The organism is Niallia sp. FSL W8-0635 (genome assembly GCF_038007965.1).
Taxonomy (GTDB): Bacteria; Bacillota; Bacilli; order Bacillales; family Cytobacillaceae; genus Niallia.
Genome location: NZ_JBBOYD010000001.1, coordinates 1,779,736 through 1,803,413 on the forward strand (window position 1 = coordinate 1,779,736; position 23,678 = coordinate 1,803,413).

Consider the following 23,678-nt stretch of genomic DNA (forward strand, 5'->3'; position numbering starts at 1 on the left):
AATAAAATGAGTAATTTAGCTAGAAAAATCCAACAGGATCAAAATTATCATCAAGAAGAAAAACAGTCGGTTAAAAAGGTTATTAAACAAACCAAATCATTATTATCTCCTGGAGAGAAAATTTTAGGTATTGCCTTTGTCGCGATTATTTGTTTTGGCGGTGTGAAAATCGTTAGCAACCAAGCGGAAATTTATCAAGTGAACAAAGAGATTCAAGTAACACAAAGCACTATTAATTCAATTGAAAAGTCAAATAAGGAATTAGATACACAAGTAAAGGATTTAAGTAGCTTTGAGCGTTTACGCGAAGTAGCTGGTAAGTTAGGTCTGGATTTTAGTAAAGACAATGTAAAGGTTGTGCATTAAGCAATGATTCGAAAGCAGCCTAATATTAATTTTGGAGCAGCCATCCTCTTTGTTTTCTTTTGTCTGCTCTTTTTTGTTTTAGTTATTCGTTTTGTCTATATTCAGGCAACAGGTGAGGTTTCAGGAGTAGAGCTTTCGGAACAAGCAGAAATAAAACATAATACATCTCGTGTGTTACAGGCATCAAGAGGCAGTATTTTGGACCGAAATGGGGAAGTAATTGCAGAAGATGCAGTTTCCTATAAGCTTGTAGCTGTTACAGATGAGAAGTTAAGCGAGAATGACAAGAATAACCCGGTTCACGTAAACGATCCAGAAACAACGTCTAGGGAACTAGCAAAATATATCGATTTATCAGAGTCAGAGATTTATAGAATTTTAACAAAAAAAGACGCTAAACAAGTGGAATTTGGAAAGGCTGGGAAAGATCTTTCCTATGAAACAAAGAAGAAAATTGAAGATTTGAAGCTCCCTGGTATTCTAATCGTGGAAGGGAAAAAGCGATTTTATCCAAATGGCGTTTTTGCTTCCCATGTCATTGGATATCTAGAAGAATCAGAGGGGAAAGAAGTAGGTAGACTTGGTATTGAAGAAAGCTTAAACAACATGTTAACAGGTACAAATGGCAGCATGCAGTATAGCAAAGATATTTGGGGATATATTTTGCCAAATAGTAAAGATAAAATCGTTCCAGCCCAAAATGGGGATGATGTTTATTTGACGCTTGATAAGAAAATTCAATCTTTTTTAGAAGATACAATGAAAAAAGTGAATGATAAATACAAGCCTAAGAAAATGATTGCGATTGTTGCTAATCCAAAAACAGGAGAAATTTTAGCAATGAGCCAAAGACCATCCTTTGATCCGGAAACAAGGGAAGGAATTACAGATTCTTGGCATAATGAAGCAATCGAAACCAATTATGAACCAGGTTCTACCATGAAAATCTTTACACTAGCGGCAGCCGTGGAAGAAGGAGTATTTAATCCGAATGAGCCATATGAGTCTGGTAGATATGAAGGGATAGGCGATCATAACGGTGGTGTAGGCTGGGGAGAAATCTCCTATTTAGAAGGTGTTCAACGATCTTCCAATGTAGCCTTCGCGAAACTTGCCAAGGAAAAAATAGGCTTTGACACGTTTAGGGAATATATGACGAAATTTGGTTTGGATCAACCAACAGGCATTGATTTGCCAAGAGAAGCGAATAGTTCCATTGTATTTAACTGGCCAATAGAAAAAATCACGACCGCTTTTGGTCAAGGTACTGCATTAACACCAATCCAACAAATTCAAGCAGCAACCGCTATTGCGAACGATGGAAAAATGGTGAAGCCGTACGTAATTGAGCAAATTAAAGATCCAAATACAGGAGAAATCATAAAAAAAGGGGAGACTCAAGTAACAGGAACTCCTATTTCTGCCGAAACGGCAAAAGAAGTGCGTGATATTCTGGAAACGGTTATTACAAGCAAAAAAGGAACAGGATATAAAAAGTTTAATATAGATGGCTATGCTGTTGCTGGTAAAACCGGAACGGCACAAATTCCTAAAAGTGGCGGCGGCTATCTAACTGGCAGCGAAAACTATATTTTTTCTTTCTTAGGAATGGCTCCAAAGGATGATCCAGAATTGATTATGTATGTAGCAGTACAGCAGCCAACCCTTAAGGAAACGGAAGGAGGTTCTGAACCTGTTGCGGAAATCTTCACTTCTGTCATGAAGAGCAGTCTTCAATATATGGACATTGTTCCAAATGAAGAAAAAGTGTCAAAATCAATTGAAATTCCAAATTTAAGTGGAATGACAGCGGATGAAGCGAAGAAAATTCTCAAGGATAAAGGACTCAATGCTATTATTATCGGAGACGGTAAAACAGTAGAAGCCCAGCTTCCAATCAAAGGAGATACTTATCTAAAAGGGGAAAAGGTAATTTTAAAAACAAATGGTAAGGAAACAGTTCCTAATATGATGGGCTGGTCACTACGCGATGTTTTAAAAGTTGCAGATTTAAATAAATTAAAGGTTGAAAGCTCGGGAAGTGGATATGTATCTTCCCAAAGCATCAAGGCAGGCTCAAAGGTAAAAGAAAATGACAAGTTAACGGTTAAGTTAAAAGAGCCGGAATAAGAGGAAAGCTTCACTACATTTGGGATGTGGTGGAGCTTTTTTAAATTAGCGTTTTTAATACTCTATGTTGATGGAAGGAAATGAACTTCATTACTGTCAAAAGGATGGAGCGTTTAAGCGTTATAATAAATGTTGTAATTTTTTTGGAGCAAGCAGAGATAAGCGGAGTTTTTCCGGCTAAGCAGCAAAATAGAGCTCCATTTGGGTTAAATAGGCGGAACTTTTCCGGTTAAGAAAAGTAAAATCACTATTTTTCACGTTTTTCAAGTGGATAGACGGAAATCCTCCGTCTAATTAAGCTGTTTTCCGCACTATTTCTTTATTAAGGGAAATTTCTCCGCTTATCCAATCCGCTTAAGAGTCTTCTTGCATTACAACGAGCAAACCCTCGATTCAAGAAACCAGACCACCTCAAAATCGAACTAACAAATACTCTACGTTCTATTCCCTTTCGTACAAGCATATATTTTAATCGAGCTAGTATAAAGGGGGTTCCATCTGTATGCGGGTTTCAAACGTAACCGTCCGGAAACGGTTGTTGACAGCGTTAGTTGCTGGAATAATTATTTTTCTTATTATTGATGCAAGATTGGCGTATGTGCAATTTTTTCTGGGGGACGAGCTTACAACTAAAGCGAAAAATTTATGGAGTCGACAAATTGCTTTTGAGCCACAGCGAGGAGAAATTTTGGATCGTAATGGAGTAGCGCTTGCGACAAATGTCAGTGCGCCGACGGTTTATATAGTACCACGCCAAATTAAAGATCCAGCGGACACAGCAGAAAAGCTTGCAGCAGTATTGGAAGCGGATAAGGAATCTGTTTATAAGCAGGTAATTCAAAAGGAGATGAGTGTTCGTTTAAAAGAAGGAAGAAAAATTACACATGAAAAAGCAAAAAAAGTTCGTGCGCTTGATATAGATGGTGTCTATATTGGGGAGGATTCGAAGCGATCATATCCATTTGGAAACTATTTATCCCATGTTTTAGGATTTGCTGGTATTGATAATCAAGGGCTTATTGGTTTAGAGCTTGAATATGATGATGAGTTAAAAGGGAAAAAAGGATCTGTTCAATATTATTCAGATGCAAAAGGGCAAAGAATGAATGATATGGCCGATGCTTATGAGGCTCCAGTGAATGGGAATGATTTAGTACTTACCATTGATACAAAAATCCAAACGATTGTAGAAAGGGAATTGGATATTGCAGAGCAAACGTATGATCCTGAATCGATTATTGCACTTGCAATGAATCCAAAAACGGGAGAGGTTTTGGCGATGTCTAGTCGTCCAGGATTTGATCCATCAGACTTTCAAAATGTAGATTCAACGGTTTATAATCGGAATTTACCTATATGGAGCTCTTATGAACCAGGTTCGACCTTTAAAATCATTACCTTGGCAGCAGCCCTTGAAGAAGGAAAAGTAGATTTAGACAAGGATACTTTCTACGATAAAGGGTATGCAGAAGTTGGCGGTGCTAAGTTGAAATGCTGGAAGCGCGGTGGTCATGGTTCGCAAACTTTCCTAGAGGTAGTTCAAAATTCCTGTAACCCAGGCTTTGTGGAGTTAGGGGAGCGCCTTGGAAAAGATAAGCTCTTCCAATATATTCGTGATTTTGGATTTGGACAAAAAACAGGCATCGATCTACAAGGGGAGTCAAAAGGAATCTTGTTTAATATGGATAGGGTAGGACCAGTTGAGCAAGCGACCACAGCATTTGGTCAAGGGGTTGCGGTAACGCCTATCCAGCAAGTAACAGCACTATCGGCAGCGATTAATGGCGGAACTTTATATACTCCATATGTGGCAAAAGAATTAATCGATCCGACTACAGGAGAAGTAATTATGGAGAAGAAGCCTGTTGCCAAAAGAGAGGTCATCTCAGAAGAAACATCTAAAGAAGTAAGAAGAGCACTTGAAAGTGTTGTAGCAAAAGGTTCTGGGGGCAAAGCCTTTGTAGAAGGTTATCGAGTTGGCGGGAAAACAGGAACAGCCCAAAAAGCATCTGGTGGAAGATACCTAGAAAATAACTATATTCTTTCCTTTATCGGCTTCGCACCTGCAGATGATCCCGAATTAGTTGTCTATGTTGCAGTAGATAACCCGAAAGGAACGGTGCAATTTGGTAGTGCTGTAGCGGCACCGATCGTTGGGGCGATTATGGGTGATAGTTTAAGAGCTCTAGGTGTAGAACCCCGTAAAGACCAAATGGATAAAGTATACAAATATCCAGAAAATCCATTAATTGAAGTGCCAGATCTTGTAGGTCATACGAAAAAAGACATTAGTGAAATGTTTATTAATCTAAAAATAGAATCAAGTGGCAGTGGGGATACTGTTATCAAACAATCTCCAGAACCAGGAACAAAGGTAAAGGATGGATCAACCATATTGATTCAATTTAATTAGTAGGATAAAACGCGGCCGAATTGACGTGCCGCTTCTCTTTTATCTATAGGAACCAAGAACTCCCCCTGATTGCTTTTAATAAAGAGAAAGGGGGGAGAAAAAATACATAGAAATAGAAATATCCTCAAACTGAAATTATTCTTCTAATATAAATTCTCCAACAATAAGGTACAACATAGATAAAAATTTTATTATCATGTAAAATAAAATACGCTAAGAAAATTGTATAATCTATATGGTTGATTCATTATTTAGTATATAATTATTATTTATGAACGATTTTAGATTACATATAGAGCTAGAGAAAAGAGGAATCAAAAAGCGATGCAATTAAAAAAACTTATTGAGAGTTTGCAGCCATATGCTCCTTATAATGGAGAAGATGTGGAAATAAAATCAATAGAGAATGATAATCGCAAAGTAACACCTGGCAGTCTATTTATTTGTATAAAAGGATACACAGTCGATGGACATAATTATGCGCAAAAAGCATACGAGTCTGGCGCAGTAGCTGTGATTGCTGAAAGAAATTTAGCCTTGCCAATTCCCGTTATTGTTGTAAAAGACACGAAGAAAGCTAGTAGTGTGCTTGCAGATGTATTTTATCAAAAGCCAACACAAAAGCTTCAACTTATTGGGATAACAGGAACAAATGGAAAAACGACAACAAGTCATTTAATAGATGCTATTTTAAAAGAGGCGCATAAAAAAACGGGAATCATCGGAACGATGTATACGAAAATCGGTGAGGAAATTCAAGAAACGAAAAATACTACTCCAGAAGCGGTGACACTTCAGAAGGTGTTCCATCAAATGGTCGAACAACAAGTCGAAACAGCTGTTATGGAAGTATCTTCCCATGCCCTTGTGGAAGGCAGAGTATTTGGCTGTGATTATGATATAGCTGTATTTACGAATCTAAGTCAGGATCATTTAGATTATCATGGCACGATGGAAGAATATAAGAAAGCAAAAGGACTGTTATTTACAAGATTAGGGAATGCATTTCAAGAGGAAAAACCGAAGTTTGCCATCCTAAATAAAGATGATGCAGCTGCTAACGAGTACGAAAGCCTTACAGCCGCTCATATTCTTACATATGGAATTGATACAGAGGCAGATATTATGGCCAAAAATATAAAAATAACGGCAGCCGGTACATCTTTTGATTTACATACTCCACTTGGGGCACAATTTGTACAACTAAAAATGGTAGGGAAATTCAATGTGTATAATTCCTTAGCAAGTATTGGTGCTGCGATTGCGAGCAATATCCCAATGGAGGTAACGATTCGTGCCCTCGAAAAGGTAGAAGGTGTAGCAGGTAGATTTGAAACAGTAAATGCTGGGCAAGATTTTTCTGTGATTGTTGATTATTCCCATACACCTGATAGTTTACAAAATGCCCTGCAGACGGTGAAAGAATTTGCTGAGAAAAACGTATATGTCATTGCAGGCTGTGGAGGAGATAGAGACAAGACAAAACGCCCGTTAATGGCAAAAATTGCTTGTCAGGAAGCGAGCTATGCTATCCTTACTTCCGATAATCCAAGAAGTGAAGATCCGGATGCCATTTTAAAAGATATGGAAGCTGGGGTTATGGATGAACAGAATTATATAATTATCCCTGATCGAAAAGAAGCAATTACATATGCGGTCAATCAAGCACAGCCTGGCGATGTTATCTTAATTGCAGGAAAAGGACATGAAACATATCAAATTATTGGTTCTGAAGTGTTAGATTTTGATGACCGTTTAGTTGCAAAAGAAGCGATAGAGGAGAGAAAAAATGACACTGTCCTATAATTTAGTCCTTCAGGCAATATCCGAAGCAAAAGGGTTTGTAAAAGAAGATTTGCTTTTTCAAACCGTGTCATTCCTAGCAGATTCTAAGCAGCCAAAAGGGCTTTTTATCCCATTATATGAAGAGAATTCTGGTGATTTGAGTACTGCTATAGCAAACGGAGCAATAGGAGCGATTTGGGAAGAAGGGGTCGTACTCCCTTCTTATACGCCTAATCATTTTCCTATATTTTATACAAAAGATTTAAAGGAAGGCTTATTAAAAATGATCGAAATTTATGAGAAACAACTACAGGCACAAGAAAGTAAAACAAAATTCATTTTTTTGAAAGAAAAAAGTCTGAATTCCATTGAGGAATCATATGATATACCGGTAATCAGAGAGCATGTATTAAAGACGAACAGTCAAGCGAAAGGAGGGAACTAAAATGCAGGAGAAAGTAATCTTTTTTACCATTCTTTTAGGGTTTTTAATAACTGTATTAATATCTCCCTTTTTTATTCCCTTCTTGCGTAGATTGAAATTTGGTCAAAGCATTAGGGAAGAAGGGCCGAAATCCCACCAGAAAAAAACAGGAACGCCAACAATGGGTGGCTTAATGATTATTTTTTCCATTGTTGTTACAACTTTGGTTATGATTAATAAATTTTCAGAGCCAACGATTAAGACCTATTTATTGCTTTTAGTATTAGTTGGTTTTGGATTACTAGGCTTTTTAGATGATTTTATAAAAGTAGTAATGAAGCGTAATCTAGGATTAACTTCTAGACAAAAGCTTTTAGGGCAGATTATTATCTCGCTTATATTCTATTTTGTTTTACGTGAAAATGAATTTTCAACCGCTATTTCTATTCCTTTTGTGGATAAACCATTAGAATTAGGATGGTTTTATGCGTTATTTATTATTTTTTGGCTAGTTGGATTTTCTAACGCGGTGAATCTAACAGATGGCTTGGACGGTTTAGTTTCGGGAACTTCTGCTGTTGCCTTTGGCGCATTTGCTGTTCTTGCTTGGAGTCAGTCACAATTTGAAATTAGCATTTTCTCTGTAGCCATTGTTGGTGCGGTATTAGGGTTCTTAGTATTTAATGCCCATCCAGCAAAAGTGTTTATGGGAGATACAGGTTCTCTTGCACTTGGAGGTGCGATAGCTGCGATTGCTATTCTAACGAAGACAGAAATTCTACTGATATTAATTGGTGGAGTATTTGTTATCGAAACACTTTCTGTTATTCTTCAAGTTATTTCCTTTAAATCAACAGGAAGAAGAATTTTCCGCATGAGTCCATTGCATCACCATTATGAATTGGTTGGATGGTCCGAATGGAGAGTAGTTGTCACGTTTTGGACGGTTGGATTATTATTTGCCGCTTTAGGAATTTATATTGAGGTGTGGTTATAATGAAACAGATTAACGATTATCATCATAAAAAAATACTTGTATTAGGTCTTGCAAAAAGTGGAGTAAGCGCAGCTCAATTACTACATAATTTAGGTGCATTTGTAACGGTCAATGACAGTAAACCATTAGATGAAAATCCGGAAGCACAAGGCTTGCTGGAGCAAGGAATAACAGTAATTTGCGGAAGCCATCCGATTGAATTATTAGACGAAGGATTTCAGCTAATTGTAAAAAATCCAGGGATTCCTTATTTTAATCCAATGATTAAAGGGGCAATGGAACGTGGAATTCCAGTTATTACAGAGGTAGAGCTTGCGTACAGAGTTTCTGAAGCACCGTTCCTTGCCATCACGGGATCAAATGGGAAAACGACCACAACGACTTTATTATTTGATATGCTAGAAGTAGATAAGAAAAAGCCGCTTATTGCGGGAAATATTGGTACAGTTGCTTCAAATGTGGCTCAAGTTGCAGAGAAAGATAATAAAATTGTTATCGAATTATCTTCTTTTCAATTAATGGGTATTGAAAAATTCAAGCCACATATTGCAATCATTACGAATATTTATGAGGCGCATTTAGATTATCATGGAACACGAGAAGAATATGCGAAGGCAAAAGGAAATATTACGAAGAATCAAGATGCGAATGATTATCTAATAGCGAATGTAGAGCAAGAGGTAGTAATGAATATCGCCAAAAACAGTAAAGCGACGATTATTCCTTTTTCTGCGAAACGGGAATTAGAGTTTGGTGCATATGTGAAAGATAATGTCATCTATTTTAATAATGAAAAAATAATGGGGCTATCTGATATTACGTACTTAAGTGCCTTAAATTTAGAAAATATCCTTTCTTCTGTTGCTGCTGCAAAGCTTTCAGGAGTGTCGAATGAAAGTATTTTTGAAATTCTTAGTACCTTTAAAGGGGTTAAACACCGTCTCCAATTTATTAAAGAATTACATGGACGGAAATTTTATAATGACTCGAAAGCAACGAATATACTAGCAACACAAAATGCCCTTGCAGCCTTTAATGAGCCGGTTATTTTACTAGCTGGTGGTCTCGATCGCGGAAATGAATTTGACGAACTGATTCCATCTCTTAAAAATGTAAAAGCAATGATTACATTTGGACAAACTGCTGAAAAAGTGGAGAAGGCAGGGAGACTTGCAGGAATAAAAACAATTAAACGCGTCGATAATGTGGACAAAGCAGTACCTGTTGCCTATGACTTATCAGAAAGTGGAGATGTCATTCTTCTTTCCCCAGCATGTGCAAGCTGGGATCAATACAAAACTTTTGAGGTCAGAGGAGACATTTTTATCAATTCGGTGCATATGCTTAAATAAGGGCTTGTCTGTAAGTAGGCGTTGAAAGAAATAAACTCTAAAATTGTATGAACAAACATCAATGATCAAACAGGATATAAACGTTCTTACTAGGAAGTAAGCTCTGTAAATGACAACAAGGTGAGTAGAGAAAAGGATAAAGGTTATTTTTATACCTATATAGGACCAAATAACTTTTGTGCCTTTTCCTTTTTTTCAACCGTTAATTTACAGAGCTTTCTTTTTTTGAATCAGATTTTTGAGGATGCAAGAAATCTGGAAACAACCCGCTTTTCTTTTTTTTCAAGCCCAAATCTTGCAATTCGAGGTGTTAATGGTGCCATCAAAAAAAACGACTCCAGATATAATTCTAATGATTCTCACTTTTACGTTACTGGCAATAGGGTTAATCATGGTGTATAGTGCTAGCGCGGTTATGGCCGAACGGAATTTAGGTGATTCTTTCTTCTTTGCAAAAAGACAGATGCTTTTTGCTGGCGTCGGAATTGCAGCAATGCTATTTATTATGAATCTTGATTACTGGATATGGCGTTCTTGGGCTAAACCGATTATTATTGTTTGTTTTGTATTACTAATAGTCGTTTTAATTCCTGGAGTTGGGTTAGTTCGGAATGGATCCCAAAGCTGGATTGGAGTAGGTGCATTTTCCATACAGCCCTCTGAATTTATGAAAATAGCAATGATTATTTTCTTAGGGAAATTTCTTTCAGAAAATCAAAAGCATATTACTTCCTTTAAAAAGGGGTTGCTCCCATCTTTAGGGATAGTATTTCTAGCGTTTGGAATGATTATGCTTCAGCCAGATTTAGGTACTGGTACGGTTATGGTTGGTACAAGTATTGTTATGATTTTCATCGCTGGTGCTAGAATTCGTCACTTTGTTATTTTAGGTCTTATTGGTGTTGCAGGGTTTATTGGATTAGTTGCATCGGCGCCTTATCGGATTAAAAGGATTACTTCCTTCCTTGATCCTTGGTCAGATCCATTAGGAAGCGGATTTCAAATCATTCAATCCTTGTATGCAATTGGTCCAGGTGGTCTGTTTGGTTTAGGACTCGGGGAAAGCAGGCAAAAGTTTTTCTATCTTCCTGAACCGCAGACAGATTTCATTTTTGCTATTCTTTCAGAAGAACTAGGCTTTATTGGCGGCTCGCTGATTCTTTTATTATTTTCCCTTTTACTATGGAGAGGGATTAGAATCGCTTTAGGCGCTCAAGATTTATTTGGAAGCTTTGTGGCCGTCGGAATCATTTCTATGGTTGCTATTCAAGTTATGATAAACATTGGCGTTGTAACAGGACTAATGCCTGTTACAGGGATTACCCTTCCATTTCTAAGCTACGGAGGTTCCTCTCTTACACTTATGTTGATTGCGATTGGTATTCTTTTAAATGTCAGCAGATTTTCGAGGTATTAATAAAAGTAAAAAGCTGCTTGCAACCTAGTGTGATTGCTTCTCACTAGGTTTTTTTATGTCTAATTGTACAAGAAAAGCAAGGAAAAGATTTTACTTCAAAATTAGAAAAATTTACTTTTTTCGCATATATGATATTCCTTTTGCAATCATGACAAATAGATATGCAGGAAAGTGGAATGTGTTACATTTCATTATCAATTTCGAGATATTCTTAAAGCTCGTTTAAAATATAGTAGAATAAGGTATCTATTATTTGGGGGTTGACGGTAAAGTAAAAAATATCTTAGGAAATTGCAGAAGATTATTTCTGTTTTTTATTAATTGAAGCTATAATGTAAAGGAAAAGAAAAAAATAACGTTTTTTTAAAAGTAGATAAGAGAAGTAGTTTGAGGTGGAAAGAATGAAGATAGTAGTAAGCGGCGGAGGAACAGGGGGACATATATACCCTGCTTTAGCATTAATTCGCGAAATAAAAAAAGAAGTGAAGGATGCTGAGTTTCTATATGTCGGTACAGAGCAAGGGTTAGAAAGTAAATTAGTTAGACGGGAAGATATTCCATTTAAAGCTATACATATCACAGGTTTTAAACGAAAGCTTTCCCCTGAAAATGTGAAAACCGTGTGGAGATTTATTGCTGGTGTACAAAAAAGCAAGGCTCTTTTAAAAGAGTTTAAAGCAGATGTTGTAATCGGGACAGGTGGTTATGTATGCGGGCCAGTTGTTTATGCGGCTGCAAAGCTTGGGATACCAACAATTATTCATGAGCAAAATAGTGTTCCAGGATTAACTAATAAATTTTTAAGTAAATATGTCGATAAAGTTGCAACATGCTTTGAAGAAGCGGCTTCTTATTTCCCAGAAGAAAAAGTAGTGATGACGGGGAATCCAAGAGCTTCGGAAGTATTAAATCAGGATGGTATTAAAGGACGCTTATCGGTTGGCTTGCAATTAAAGGCTCCTGCTGTACTCATTGTTGGCGGAAGTAGAGGGGCTAGACCGATAAATGATGCTGTTATTCAAGCTTTACCTCACTTAGGGAAAAAAGCCTACCAAGTTCTTTATGTAACAGGAGAAGTCCATTATGAAGCGGTTAAAAAAGAAGTAGAGCGTGTAGGGAATCCTTCAAATGTAATTATAAAGCCATTTGTTCATAATATGCCAGAAGTATTAACAAGTATTGATTTGACTGTTGCAAGAGCAGGGGCAACAACACTTAGTGAGCTAACGTCGCTCGGTATTCCGAGTATTCTTGTTCCGAGCCCTTATGTGACAAACAATCATCAGGAGAAAAACGCGAATGCTTTAACAAGCAATGGTGCTGCTAAGATGCTTCTAGAAAAGGATATGAATGGACAAACATTAGTGGAAGAGATGGATGCAATTATGCTGAATCCGGAAGTATTAAAGGAAATGAAAGAGGCGTCCAAAAAATTAGGTATTCCTGATGCGGCAATGAGGCTGTATAATGTCATGAAGGAAGTTATAAACAATAAGAAAAGATAGATCAATGAATCGAAAATTTGATTATAAAAGCAAATTTTCGATTTGTTTCTAAAAAAAGGTGGACAACCTAATCAATTGTTTTGTACTATTTCCTTATTTAAAAATACCGGGGTGATTTTTTGGAAAATGGGAAGGTAGTTTCTTTAGAAGATCGAATTCCAAAATTAAAAGAACAAAGACGAAAAAAGGCAAATCGTCGACTTATTTTCCTTCTCCTTCTATTCTTCCTTATCATCGTTTGCGTTATCTACTTCCAATCACCTTTAAGTCATGTGAAAAACATCGAAATTACAGGGAATCATTTATATACTTATGAAGACTTAGAGAAAATGAGTGGAATTACTAGCGAAACAAATATTTGGACAATCAAAAAAGATCAGTTAGCAGAGAAGTTAAAGGAATCAGGTGGAATGAAGTCTGTTGAAATTTCCATCGGTATTCCAAATACTGTTCATATTGATGTAAAAGAATATAGGAAGATTGCTTATTTTGAAGTAGAGAATCAATTTATTCCTCTTCTTGAAAATGGAGTTATGCTACATGATAGAGCGATGACTAATAGTCCTTATGATGCTCCTATTATTAAAGATATAAAGAGCGAAGATGATACAGTCATCACAAAGATGGGGGAAGAGTTAAGTAAATTGCCAGCAAGTGTGTATAATGCGATTTCTGAAGTAAGGTATACACCTAAAAATACGGATAAGTGGCATGTTACGGTTTATATGAATGACGGAAATCAAGTATTGGCTTCTTTATCCTCTTTTTCAGATAAAATGGAGCATTATCCATCCATTATTGGACAGCTAAATACGGACAAAAAGGGAGTAATTGATTTAGAGGTCGGTTCTTATTTCAAAGCTTTTGATTCGGAAGGGGAAAAGAAGAGTGAAGACTAAAAAAAGAAGAAGAAATGTTATCTTCTCCTTGGTTTTTCTTGTACTCGGATTTATGATTTCCTTTTCGTATCAAAATACAAAAAAAGATGATGGCCAAGAAATTAGTGAAAGCCAATTTGAACGAGATTTAGATTTGCGTAATGAATTAATCGAGCAGGAAGAAAAGAATAACGAGCTTTATAAGGAATTAAAGGCATCTCAAAGGAAACTTGTACAATTAGAGAAGAGCCTTTCGAATGAAGCGGAAACCTATCATAACCTCGCTGAAGATGCGGAGAGGTTTCGAATCTATTTAGGAAAGGTTGCTGTTAAAGGAGAAGGGGTACAAATTACACTGGAAGATGGAGAGTATAATCCAAAAGAAGATAATGTGAATAATTACTTGGTCCATGAGCATCATGTGTTTAAAGTGATTAATGAGCTCTATGTTTCTGGTGCACAAGCGATTAGTATTAACGGACAAAGACTAGCACATAATTCTTATATACTTTGTAATGGACCAGTAATAGAAGTCGACGGTTACCAGCATCCTGCACCATTTGTGATTACGGCAATCGGGGATAGTGAAGTGCTAGAAGGTGCAATTAATATGAACGGTGGCGTAAAGGATTTGGTAGTAAATGATAATATCAGATTTACGCTCGAGAAAAAACGAACGATACAAATGGAGCCTTTAAAAGTTAATTAACAGGAAGTATGATGCGCTTTGAATAAGAAGTTTATAACAATGACTGGAATAACGCTTATTGTAGGTTTTATGATTGCCGTACAATTCCAGACAATTAAAGAACCTGTTGTACGAGATACAAGAGATACATGGGAATTAAGAGAAGATTTAATAAATGAAAAAAAATTAGAATTACAACTGATTAATGAAATTCGTTCCATAAATGCAAAAGTGGAAGAGTATGAAAACGAAACCTCTGAAAGCAAAGAAGAAGTATTGAAAGAAACTTTGGATGAATTAAAGCAGGAAGCAGGTCTAACAGAAGTCACAGGAAATGGGATTATCCTAAAAATTGCACCAGTTAATACTGAAATTCTATTAGGGGAAGAACCAGGTGTAGTAACTTCTGAATTATTACAGCGACTTGTAAATGAACTGAATTTATATGGTGCAGAGGAGATAGCGATTAATGATAATCGCTATGTGAATACAAGCGTTATCCGCGAGATAAATAATGTGTTGAAAATGGATGGAAATCCTCTTAATCAGCTGCCAATTGAAGTGAAAGTGATTGCAAAGGATGCAAATGCGGCAGAAAAATTGTTTAATTACATGAAAGTTTCAAAATCAGCCGATGAATTTTTTCTTTCCAATCTTTTATTAAACGTGGAGCAGTCAGAGAAGTTAATCACGATCCCAGCGTATAGTAAGGCAATTAATATCCAATATATGGAGCCGGAAAATACAAATGAAGGAGGCGGAAACTAATGTGGCTTCCTATATTTGGGTTGGTTGTTGGGATAGTATTTGGGCTATTAACCGACATAAAAGTACCAGAAGAATATGCTAACTATTTATCAATTGCCGTTCTAGCTGCATTGGATACCTTATTTGGTGGGATTCGTGCTCATTTGCAAAATATATATGATGAAAAAGTCTTTGTAACAGGCTTCTTCTTTAATATTGCACTTGCAGCAAGTTTAGCTTTTCTAGGTGTTCATCTTGGTGTAGACTTATACTTAGCGGCTATTTTTGCATTTGGTGTTAGACTATTTCAAAATATTGCTGTTATAAGAAGTATTATTTTAAAAAAAACAAATACTAACTCCCAAGAAAAAAATGAAAAAAGTTGACAGAGAAAAAAAGGGAATGTATTAGTTTTGGCGAATAATTTAAATATTAATAGAAATGTTGAACTGAATGACGTTATTTCCTTGACAGGGTGAGTAAATAGTCCTATTTGTAGTAAAAAAGTCCAAAATTGTATTGACACTAAGCGAAAACTTAGTGAAAATATGGTGTTGCCTGGTATACAATAGAGTAGTTGTTAAGATTAAATTATTTTTCTGTATATCAAAACTTGGAAATAGAAGACGTTACTTCTTTATAAAAAAAGTTGAAATTGACATAACTTGTTGTTCACATTATTTAAAATGCAAAAGGAGGTGCCCGAGAATGAACAGCAATGAACTTTATGTAAGTCTAGACATCGGTACATCCAGCATAAAAGTTATCATTGGAGAAATGATAAACGAATCTTTAAATATTATTGGTGTAGGCATCGTCCCATCAGAAGGTTTAAAAAAAGGTTCAATAGTGGATATAGATGAAACCGTTCATTCTATTCGACAAGCAATAGAGCAAGCCGAAAGAATGGTTGGAATGGAGATTAAACAAGTAATTGTTGGCGTTTCGGGAAATCATGTTAATCTGCAAACTTCACGTGGAGTTGTTGCAGTTTCAAGTGAAAATCGCGAAATTACTATTGAAGATGTAATTAGGGTAAAGGATGCTGCACAAGTAGTCTCCATTCCCCCAGAAAAAGAAATTATTGATATCATTCCGAAACAATTTATTGTCGATGGATTAGATGAAATAACGGATCCTAGGGGAATGATAGGTGTACGTCTTGAAATGGAAGGTACGATTATAACCGGAAGTAAAACCATTTTACATAACACCTTAAGATGTGTGGAAAGAGCAGGGCTAGAAATTCAAGATATTTCCTTACAGCCACTAGCTACAGGGTCTTTCGCACTTTCAAAAGATGAAAAAAACTTAGGGGTAGCATTGATAGATATAGGTGGTGGATCAACCACTATTGCTGTATTTGAAAATGGATTCCTAAAAGCAACAAGTGTTATTCCGATAGGAGGAGACCATATCACAAAGGATTTATCGATTGGTCTTCGCACTACGACAGAAGATGCAGAAAAAATTAAAATTAAGTATGGATATGCCTTTTATGATCATGCTTCTGAAGAAGAGGTCTTTAGTGTTCCAATCATAGGAAGCGATCAGCATCAACAATTTAATCAATTAGAGATTTCTGATATTATTGAAGCTAGATTAGAAGAAATCTTTGAACTTGTTGGTCATGAAATAGCTAGATTTGGTGTATACGACCTTCCAGGAGGATTCGTATTAACTGGTGGGGTAGCTAGTACGAAAGGGATTTTAGAATTAGCACAAGATGTTTTCCAAAGCCGAATTAGAATTGCTATTCCTGATTATATTGGAGTTAGAGAGCCACAATATACTACTGCTGTTGGTTTAATTAAATTCTCCTATAAAAATAGTAAACTTCAAGGTGGAAATATCCATAATCCTGTCACCGTTCCTGCTGAAAATAGGGAAAAAGTTCAAAAACCAGCATCCCAAAAACCAGCATATGAAAAAAAACAAGTGGAAAAGGAACCTTCAAAGTTTAAGAAATTTATGGGTTATTTCTTTGATTAATGAAAAGCTTCAAAAAGATGGACATGTTTTGATAAAAAGAACTTCGAGAAGGCTGAGAGTCGTTTAAGGTTCAGTCTAGGTATATTTAAATGGTATGTTACTCCATATCACCAAGACTTGAGATGCGGACAGTTCGATACTGCTGAATATCGACGAATTAGGAGGATTTGTCATGTTGGAATTTGATACAAATATAGATTCACTAGCTGTAATAAAAGTTATAGGAGTAGGTGGCGGTGGGAATAACGCTGTTAACCGAATGATTGAACATGGTGTTCAAGGGGTAGAATTTATTGCTGTGAATACAGATGCACAAGCATTAAATCTATCGAAAGCTGAAATTAAAATGCAAATAGGCGGCAAGCTAACGAGAGGACTTGGTGCAGGTGCCAATCCTGAAGTAGGAAAGAAGGCTGCTGAGGAAAGTAAAGAACAAATTGAAGAGGCGTTAAAAGGAGCAGATATGGTCTTTGTAACGGCTGGAATGGGTGGCGGAACTGGTACAGGTGCTGCACCAGTTATTGCTCAAATCGCTCATGACTTAGGTGCGTTAACAGTCGGTGTTGTAACAAGACCATTCACTTTTGAAGGAAGAAAAAGATCTACACATGCTGCTAGTGGAATTACGGCACTAAAAGATGCAGTAGATACTTTAATTGTGATTCCAAACGATCGCTTACTTGAAATCGTAGATAAATCAACTCCAATGCTTGAAGCATTTAGAGAAGCAGATAATGTATTACGACAAGGTGTACAAGGTATCTCTGACTTAATCGCAACACCGGGTCTTATTAACTTGGACTTCGCTGATGTGAAAACAATTATGGTGAATAAAGGTTCAGCACTTATGGGTATAGGGGTTGCTGCAGGAGAAAATCGTGCAGCTGAAGCAGCTAAAAAAGCTATTTCCTCCCCGCTTCTTGAAACTTCTATTGACGGAGCACAAGGAGTACTAATGAATATTACTGGCGGATCGAATTTAAGCTTGTATGAAGTACAAGAAGCAGCAGATATTGTTGCATCTGCTTCTGATCAAGATGTAAATATGATCTTTGGTTCTGTTATCAATGACAGTTTAAAAGATGAAATAGTTGTTACTGTAATTGCTACAGGCTTTAACCAAGATTTATCTCAACCACAGCCAGGCAGACCTGGATTTGGAGGATTAAAGCCAAATACCAATAGTACAAGCCAAAACAGTAATCCTGTTAATACGAGAGAAGTAAAAAGAGAAGAACCACATGTTCAAAAAGAACAACCAAGAAACACGAATGTACAACAAACAGAGGATACTTTAGATATCCCAACATTCTTAAGAAATAGAAACCGCAGAAGATAATTACTTCTGTAGCAAAAGCCTTTCTGTTATTTTATACAATAATGGAGAGGTTTTTTTTCGTTTAATAGGAAGGACCCATTATATAAAATTAGAAGTTATTTACTGCGACAATCATGCACTAGATAGAGTGAGCCGAGTATGGAAAACACGGAGTAGGGTTAAACATAGTAGTCCACGGAAATAGCAACCATTCCATTTCTTCTTTCACCCCCCCTTTTTTATATACCCCTTATACATTTCTTTAGAATTAGTAAAAAAAACTGATAATAATTCAGTAGAACTAAAATATAGCTACTTAGGAGAGATAGTGACAAAAAACGTTAGAAATAGAGGAAATTTCTGATTTTTTGATTACAGAAAGTGACAGAATTTCAAGAACAAGTACGTTATACTTTTCCGTAACAGATTAATAGAGAGAAGAGTTACTTCTTTTGTGGCTTTGGTGAAGATTTCTTATCATTTACAAGAATACGAAGACTATGTATTTCAATCATTGACGCGTGGCGGTAGATGAATAAAGAAATTATCACTCTTTAACAAAGCTTCGATGAAGGAGAGGAGGAGTTACATGCTTGGCCATTTATCTAGATGTAATATGGCTATTGAATTTTCTGTTTGACAGTTTATTACTATATTTAACTGGAATTCTCTTAAAGAAAAAAATTATTCATTGGAGAATTTTGCTTGGTGGATTCATTGGTTCTTTAATTATTTTGTTATCCATCACTTCTCTTAGTCCCTATACAAGTCATCCATTATCCAAACTGCTATTTTCCATTGTGATGGTAGCAACTGCTTTTGGATATAAACGATTTCGTACCTATTTTCAAGCTTTAATGATTTTTTACTTAACCACCTTTTTAATTGGTGGAACGTTGATAGGTGCTCATTATTTTATACAGTTTGATTTTCAACTGTCTTCTTCCGTACTTCTTGCAAGTGTGAAAGGATTTGGTGATCCAATTAGTTGGTTATTTGTCCTTTTAGGTTTTCCGATTGCTTGGTACTTTTCACGTAGAAATGTGGAAGGAATCGAAGTAACAAAGATTCAATACGATCAAATAATCGATGTTACTTTTCAAATAGGTGGAAAGGAGTTTGCGGTCAAAGGATTGGTGGATAGTGGAAATCAAGTGTATGACCCAATCTCTCGTCTTCCAGTTATGTTTGTTTCCTTGAAAAATATTGTTAGTGATATGCCGGCAGAGTTAATTCGTTTATCAGAGCAGCCAGAAGAGGTCATCTATGGTAGTGAGTCGATTGCTCCAGAATGGGAAAGTAGGATGCGCATTATTCCATATAAGGTAGTTGGAAAGGATCATCAGCTAATTATTGCTGTGAAACCTGATTTTCTGCTTTTAAAAAAGGAACAGGAACTAATTGCGGTTGAAAAAGGATTGATTTCATTTACAAACCAAGTTCTCTCCGCTGAGGATGCATTTGATTGTATTGTTCATCCGAAAATGCTTTTAGGAAAGAAATCAGTGGAAGAAAAGGTTAGTTAATATACTATACTCAGGAAAATCATCGTTTAGAAGGAGGAAATGCACATGAAGAAATGGAAGCTTCGCTTATCTTATTATTGGTACAAATTTTTAATTAAAATTGGATTGAAAACAGACGAAGTATTTTATATTGGTGGAAGTGAAGCACTGCCTCCTCCGTTAACGAAAGAAGAAGAAGAAATTCTTTTAGAAAAACTTCCAAAAGGGGATCAAGCAGCACGATCGATGCTAATTGAAAGAAATTTACGTCTTGTTGTTTATATTGCAAGAAAGTTTGAAAATACAGGCATTAATATTGAAGACCTAATTAGTATTGGTACAATTGGTTTGATTAAGGCGGTAAATACATTTAATCCAGAGAAAAAGATTAAGCTTGCCACTTATGCCTCCAGATGTATTGAAAACGAAATATTAATGTATTTGCGCAGAAATAATAAAATTCGTTCAGAGGTTTCTTTTGATGAACCATTAAATATTGATTGGGATGGAAATGAACTTCTTCTTTCAGATGTGATGGGAACAGAAGATGATATTATTACGAAGGATTTAGATGCAAGTGTTGATAAGAAGCTATTAGTAAAAGCCCTACATCAGCTTTCCAAAAGGGAAAAACAAATCATGGAATTGCGGTTTGGTTTAGGTACAGGCGAAGAAAAGACCCAAAAAGATGTTGCTGATATGCTTGGAATTTCACAATCGTATATTTCACGATTAGAGAAAAGAATTATCAAGAGACTACAAAAAGAATTTAATAAAATGGTTTAAAAATTTTTCGCATCTAAATCCTTGTCCCACTTAATTCCAATTGAAATTAGCGTAAATTGGAAATTTAACAAAAATTCTATTGATGCATATTTTTCCTTCTCAAGGAGATACTGTTTTTTGTACAGCAGCTCCTGTGAGGAGGGAAATAGATTGACTCGAAATAAAGTAGAAATTTGCGGTGTTGATACATCAAAGCTTCCAGTGTTGAAAAACGAAGAAATGAGATTACTCTTCAAGCAAATGCATGAGGGAGATATATCCGCAAGAGAAAGTCTCGTAAATGGAAATCTCCGCCTCGTATTAAGTGTGATTCAACGATTTAATAATCGAGGAGAATTCGTTGATGACTTATTTCAAGTGGGTTGTATTGGTCTAATGAAATCTATCGATAATTTTGATTTAAGTCAAAACGTTAAGTTTTCCACCTATGCTGTCCCAATGATTATTGGAGAAATTCGCCGTTATCTACGCGATAATAATCCAATTAGGGTTTCCAGATCTCTGAGAGACATTGCTTATAAGGCATTACAGGTCAGAGAACGGTTGATGAACAAAACATCAAAAGAACCGACAGCTGAGGAAATTGCCAAAGAGTTAGACATTCCACATGAGGATATTGTTTTTGCATTAGATGCCATTCAAGACCCGGTATCTCTTTTTGAACCAATATATAATGACGGTGGAGATCCGATTTATGTAATGGATCAATTAAGTGATGAAAAAAATAAGGATATACAATGGGTGGAAGAATTGGCTTTAAAAGAAGGAATGCGCCGATTAAATGATCGAGAAAAACTGATTTTGCGAAAGCGATTTTTCCAAGGGAAAACACAAATGGAAGTTGCAGATGAAATCGGCATCTCACAAGCGCAAGTCTCAAGATTGGAAAAAGCTGCTATCAAACAAATGAATAAAAATATCCAAAGCTAAATTAGGAATATCGGGTTAGACTTCTTAAAGTATATATACTTTAATGACTGTCTAGCCTTTTCTATTGGAATGAAAAAAATCTTAATTTTTATCAAAAAAGCTACGGTGGATATTGTTTTTTAGGAAGTTTAGTGGTCGCAAATGACCATATGGCTTTTGGAGTTTGAAAAGGTAACAGAGAAGCCGTATCAGTACCCGAAAGTGCTTAGTAAACGTAGAAAAGGTAATAGAGGAGCCGTGTCAGAGCCCGGAAATGGACTGCAAATGCTAAAACGGTAACAGAGAGGCAACGCTAAAGCTCGTTCCATCAAGTTCACGAATAAGAAAATAGCAAATCAGCTTATTTTTAATAAAAAGCAACCATATTTCCAAAGAAAATCATGTTTTTCTGTGACCAATTATAGGTCCGTATGGTAAACTAAAACAAAAAGATGGGGTTAGAGTATGGAACCTTTTACTTTAGGAAATAAACAGTTTTTTAATCTTGAATTATGGGAGCAGCAGTTTCCGAATCTACTAGTTGGTTTCACAACAAAAAATGGTGGGAATAGTAAAGGCGATTATGCTAGTTTAAATATGGCATTTCATGTAAATGATCAAAAAGAAGCAGTAGTAGCCAATCGTAATGAAGTAGCACGGGAATTAGCCTTTCCTTTGGAGCAATGGGTTGGAGCAGAGCAAACCCATAAAGTCCATATTGTAGAAGTAACAAAAGCGCATAGAGGATTGGGTTCCAAAGATTATGAAAGTGCACTAAAAGATACAGATGGTTTTTTTACTTTTGAAAAAAATATATTATTAACATTATGCTTTGCTGATTGTGTTCCATTATATTTTATCCATCCAGCTACAAAGGCGATTGGAATCGCGCATGCAGGCTGGCAAGGAACGGTAAAAGGCATTGCCAGGGAAATGATGAAAGTGTTTGCCTCTCATGCTATTCCGGTGGAAGAGGTAATGGCTGTAATTGGTCCTTCTATTACAGATCGTCACTATATTGTGGACGACCGAGTTATTAATGAAATGGATAAGGCGATACATTCTAAGGAAAAGCCATATGCGACTGTTTCTAAAGGGCAATACAGTCTGAATTTACAGGAAGCAAATAAGCTGATTATGCTGGAAGAAGGTATATTGGAAAGCAATATTTTTATAACCAATTACTGTACCTATGAAGATGACACTTATTTTTTCTCTCACAGAAGAGATAAAGGAAAAACGGGAAGAATGATGAGTTATATTGGATGGAGAGAGGAAGAAGGAAACGAAAATGTTAGTGAAAGATAATCTTGAAGTAATAAAGCAAGAAATTGCAAATGCATGTGAAAAAGGGAATCGGAATCCAGAAGAGGTAACAATTATTGCTGTGACAAAATATGTTACAATAGAGCGAGCGCAAGAAGCATTGAATGCGGGAATTGTTCATCTAGGTGAAAATCGAGAAGAAGGCTTATTGGCCAAGTATGAGGTTCTTCAGGACAAGCCAATTTGGCATTTTATTGGATCATTGCAGACGAGAAAAGTAAAAGGTATTATAGATTATGTAGACTATATTCACTCTTTAGATCGACTATCTTTGGCAAAAGAAATACATAAAAGAGCGAATCGTACCATAAAGTGTTTTGTACAGGTTAATGTTTCGAAAGAAGAATCGAAGCACGGAATGGAACCGGAAGAAGTAATTGATTTTGTTAAACAATTATCCGAATATCCAAATGTTCAAGTAGTTGGATTAATGACAATGGCACCATTTACGGAAGATAAAGTATTTCTACGTCAATGCTTTCAAAAATTAAAAAGCATCCAAGAAAATGTAATAGGATTACAATTACCATATGCTCCATGTACAGAGCTTTCTATGGGAATGTCGAATGATTATTCCATTGCGATCGAAGAGGGAGCAACAATGATAAGAATTGGAACTGCTTTAGTGGGAAGCGAGAAATAGGAGGCAAGTGAAATGAGTATAAAATCGAAAATAAAAACGTTCTTTTTTTTAGAAGATGAAGATTACGAAGAAGAGCAAGCTAGATATCAAGAAGAGCCAAGCGAGCCTGCTAGAAATTATAAGCAGCCTGTTCAGCAAACTCAGCACAATCAACATATTCAACAACCGAAAAATAACCAAAATGTTGTTAGCTTACAGAGCATACAAAAATCATCTAAAGTATTTTTGGTTGAGCCACGGGTTTATGCAGAAGCACAGGATATTGCGGATCAGTTAAAAAACCGCCGTGCTGTGGTTGTGAATTTACAGCGAATTGAAAAGGACCAAGGGAAACGCATAGTAGATTTCTTGAGTGGAACTGTATATGCGATTGGTGGAGATATTCAAAAAATTGGTACAGACATATTCCTATGCACTCCAGATAATGTAGAAGTTTCAGGGAATATATCCCAAATCCTGCAGGATGCAGAATACGAAAATACGAGGTGGTAACAACG

General features: G+C 36.2%; 22 protein-coding genes. All 22 read left to right on the forward strand.

From position 1 onward, the window contains the following. Nucleotides 1–6 precede the first annotated feature (6 nt). Nucleotides 7–366 (forward strand): cell division protein FtsL, encoded by a 360-nt coding sequence (ftsL, locus tag NYE52_RS08320; RefSeq protein ID WP_341192644.1) that lies wholly within the window; start codon nt 7–9, stop codon nt 364–366. A gap of 3 nt (nt 367–369) precedes the next feature. Then, nucleotides 370–2,496 carry a penicillin-binding protein gene (locus NYE52_RS08325; protein ID WP_341192645.1) on the forward strand — a complete coding sequence of 709 codons (2,127 nt, stop codon included), beginning with the start codon at nt 370–372 and terminating at the stop codon, nt 2,494–2,496. 502 nt (nt 2,497–2,998) lie between these two features. Beyond that, the gene (locus NYE52_RS08330; RefSeq protein ID WP_341192646.1) at nt 2,999–4,909 is read left to right on the forward strand and encodes a stage V sporulation protein D; all 1,911 of its coding nucleotides are present in this window, start codon (nt 2,999–3,001) and stop codon (nt 4,907–4,909) included. Between the two features lie 324 nt (nt 4,910–5,233). Beyond that, the gene (locus NYE52_RS08335; protein WP_341192647.1) at nt 5,234–6,715 is read left to right on the forward strand and encodes a UDP-N-acetylmuramoyl-L-alanyl-D-glutamate--2,6-diaminopimelate ligase; all 1,482 of its coding nucleotides are present in this window, start codon (nt 5,234–5,236) and stop codon (nt 6,713–6,715) included. Continuing rightward, nucleotides 6,699–7,139 (forward strand): hypothetical protein, encoded by a 441-nt coding sequence (locus tag NYE52_RS08340; protein WP_341192648.1) that lies wholly within the window; start codon nt 6,699–6,701, stop codon nt 7,137–7,139. The genes NYE52_RS08335 and NYE52_RS08340 overlap by 17 nt, the downstream gene beginning before the upstream one ends. A 1-nt stretch (nt 7,140) precedes the next feature. Next, a complete protein-coding gene (gene mraY / locus NYE52_RS08345; RefSeq protein WP_095329091.1) occupies nt 7,141–8,115 on the forward strand; it encodes a phospho-N-acetylmuramoyl-pentapeptide-transferase in 975 nt (324 codons plus the stop codon). Continuing rightward, complete coding sequence (gene murD, locus NYE52_RS08350) at nt 8,115–9,467, forward strand: UDP-N-acetylmuramoyl-L-alanine--D-glutamate ligase (protein ID WP_341192649.1); 1,353 nt, start codon at nt 8,115–8,117, stop codon at nt 9,465–9,467. The genes mraY and murD overlap by 1 nt, the downstream gene beginning before the upstream one ends. A 316-nt stretch (nt 9,468–9,783) precedes the next feature. Then, nucleotides 9,784–10,884 carry a stage V sporulation protein E gene (gene spoVE, locus NYE52_RS08355; protein WP_341192650.1) on the forward strand — a complete coding sequence of 367 codons (1,101 nt, stop codon included), beginning with the start codon at nt 9,784–9,786 and terminating at the stop codon, nt 10,882–10,884. A gap of 401 nt (nt 10,885–11,285) precedes the next feature. Next, on the forward strand, nt 11,286–12,389 hold the full coding sequence (murG, locus tag NYE52_RS08360) for an undecaprenyldiphospho-muramoylpentapeptide beta-N-acetylglucosaminyltransferase (RefSeq protein WP_341192651.1): 1,104 nt from the start codon (nt 11,286–11,288) through the stop codon (nt 12,387–12,389). Nucleotides 12,390–12,508: 119 nt separating this feature from the next. Beyond that, nucleotides 12,509–13,288 (forward strand): cell division protein FtsQ/DivIB, encoded by a 780-nt coding sequence (locus NYE52_RS08365; RefSeq protein WP_341192652.1) that lies wholly within the window; start codon nt 12,509–12,511, stop codon nt 13,286–13,288. Continuing rightward, the gene (locus tag NYE52_RS08370) at nt 13,278–13,976 is read left to right on the forward strand and encodes a DUF881 domain-containing protein (RefSeq protein ID WP_341192653.1); all 699 of its coding nucleotides are present in this window, start codon (nt 13,278–13,280) and stop codon (nt 13,974–13,976) included. Before NYE52_RS08365 ends, NYE52_RS08370 begins: the two co-directional genes overlap by 11 nt. Nucleotides 13,977–14,015: 39 nt before the next feature. Then, nucleotides 14,016–14,723, forward strand: coding sequence for a DUF881 domain-containing protein (locus NYE52_RS08375; protein WP_341195139.1), 708 nt, complete (start codon nt 14,016–14,018; stop codon nt 14,721–14,723). Further along, a complete protein-coding gene (locus NYE52_RS08380) occupies nt 14,723–15,088 on the forward strand; it encodes a small basic family protein (protein ID WP_341192654.1) in 366 nt (121 codons plus the stop codon). The genes NYE52_RS08375 and NYE52_RS08380 overlap by 1 nt, the downstream gene beginning before the upstream one ends. A gap of 322 nt (nt 15,089–15,410) precedes the next feature. Beyond that, nucleotides 15,411–16,694 carry a cell division protein FtsA gene (gene ftsA / locus NYE52_RS08385; protein ID WP_341192655.1) on the forward strand — a complete coding sequence of 428 codons (1,284 nt, stop codon included), beginning with the start codon at nt 15,411–15,413 and terminating at the stop codon, nt 16,692–16,694. Nucleotides 16,695–16,866: 172 nt separating this feature from the next. Continuing rightward, complete coding sequence (ftsZ, locus tag NYE52_RS08390; protein WP_341192656.1) at nt 16,867–18,033, forward strand: cell division protein FtsZ; 1,167 nt, start codon at nt 16,867–16,869, stop codon at nt 18,031–18,033. Nucleotides 18,034–18,605: 572 nt separating this feature from the next. Further along, complete coding sequence (spoIIGA, locus tag NYE52_RS08395) at nt 18,606–19,538, forward strand: sigma-E processing peptidase SpoIIGA (RefSeq protein WP_341192657.1); 933 nt, start codon at nt 18,606–18,608, stop codon at nt 19,536–19,538. A gap of 45 nt (nt 19,539–19,583) precedes the next feature. Continuing rightward, nucleotides 19,584–20,303 (forward strand): RNA polymerase sporulation sigma factor SigE, encoded by a 720-nt coding sequence (gene sigE / locus NYE52_RS08400; RefSeq protein ID WP_341192658.1) that lies wholly within the window; start codon nt 19,584–19,586, stop codon nt 20,301–20,303. Nucleotides 20,304–20,453: 150 nt separating this feature from the next. Beyond that, complete coding sequence (gene sigG, locus NYE52_RS08405; protein ID WP_016201020.1) at nt 20,454–21,233, forward strand: RNA polymerase sporulation sigma factor SigG; 780 nt, start codon at nt 20,454–20,456, stop codon at nt 21,231–21,233. Between the two features lie 141 nt (nt 21,234–21,374). Beyond that, complete coding sequence (locus NYE52_RS08410) at nt 21,375–21,512, forward strand: hypothetical protein (protein WP_341192659.1); 138 nt, start codon at nt 21,375–21,377, stop codon at nt 21,510–21,512. Nucleotides 21,513–21,677: 165 nt separating this feature from the next. Beyond that, nucleotides 21,678–22,520 (forward strand): peptidoglycan editing factor PgeF, encoded by an 843-nt coding sequence (pgeF, locus tag NYE52_RS08415; protein ID WP_341192660.1) that lies wholly within the window; start codon nt 21,678–21,680, stop codon nt 22,518–22,520. Then, a complete protein-coding gene (locus NYE52_RS08420) occupies nt 22,504–23,181 on the forward strand; it encodes a YggS family pyridoxal phosphate-dependent enzyme (protein WP_341192661.1) in 678 nt (225 codons plus the stop codon). The genes pgeF and NYE52_RS08420 overlap by 17 nt, the downstream gene beginning before the upstream one ends. A 12-nt stretch (nt 23,182–23,193) precedes the next feature. Next, a complete protein-coding gene (locus NYE52_RS08425) occupies nt 23,194–23,673 on the forward strand; it encodes a cell division protein SepF (RefSeq protein ID WP_341192662.1) in 480 nt (159 codons plus the stop codon). Nucleotides 23,674–23,678: the final 5 nt, after the last annotated feature.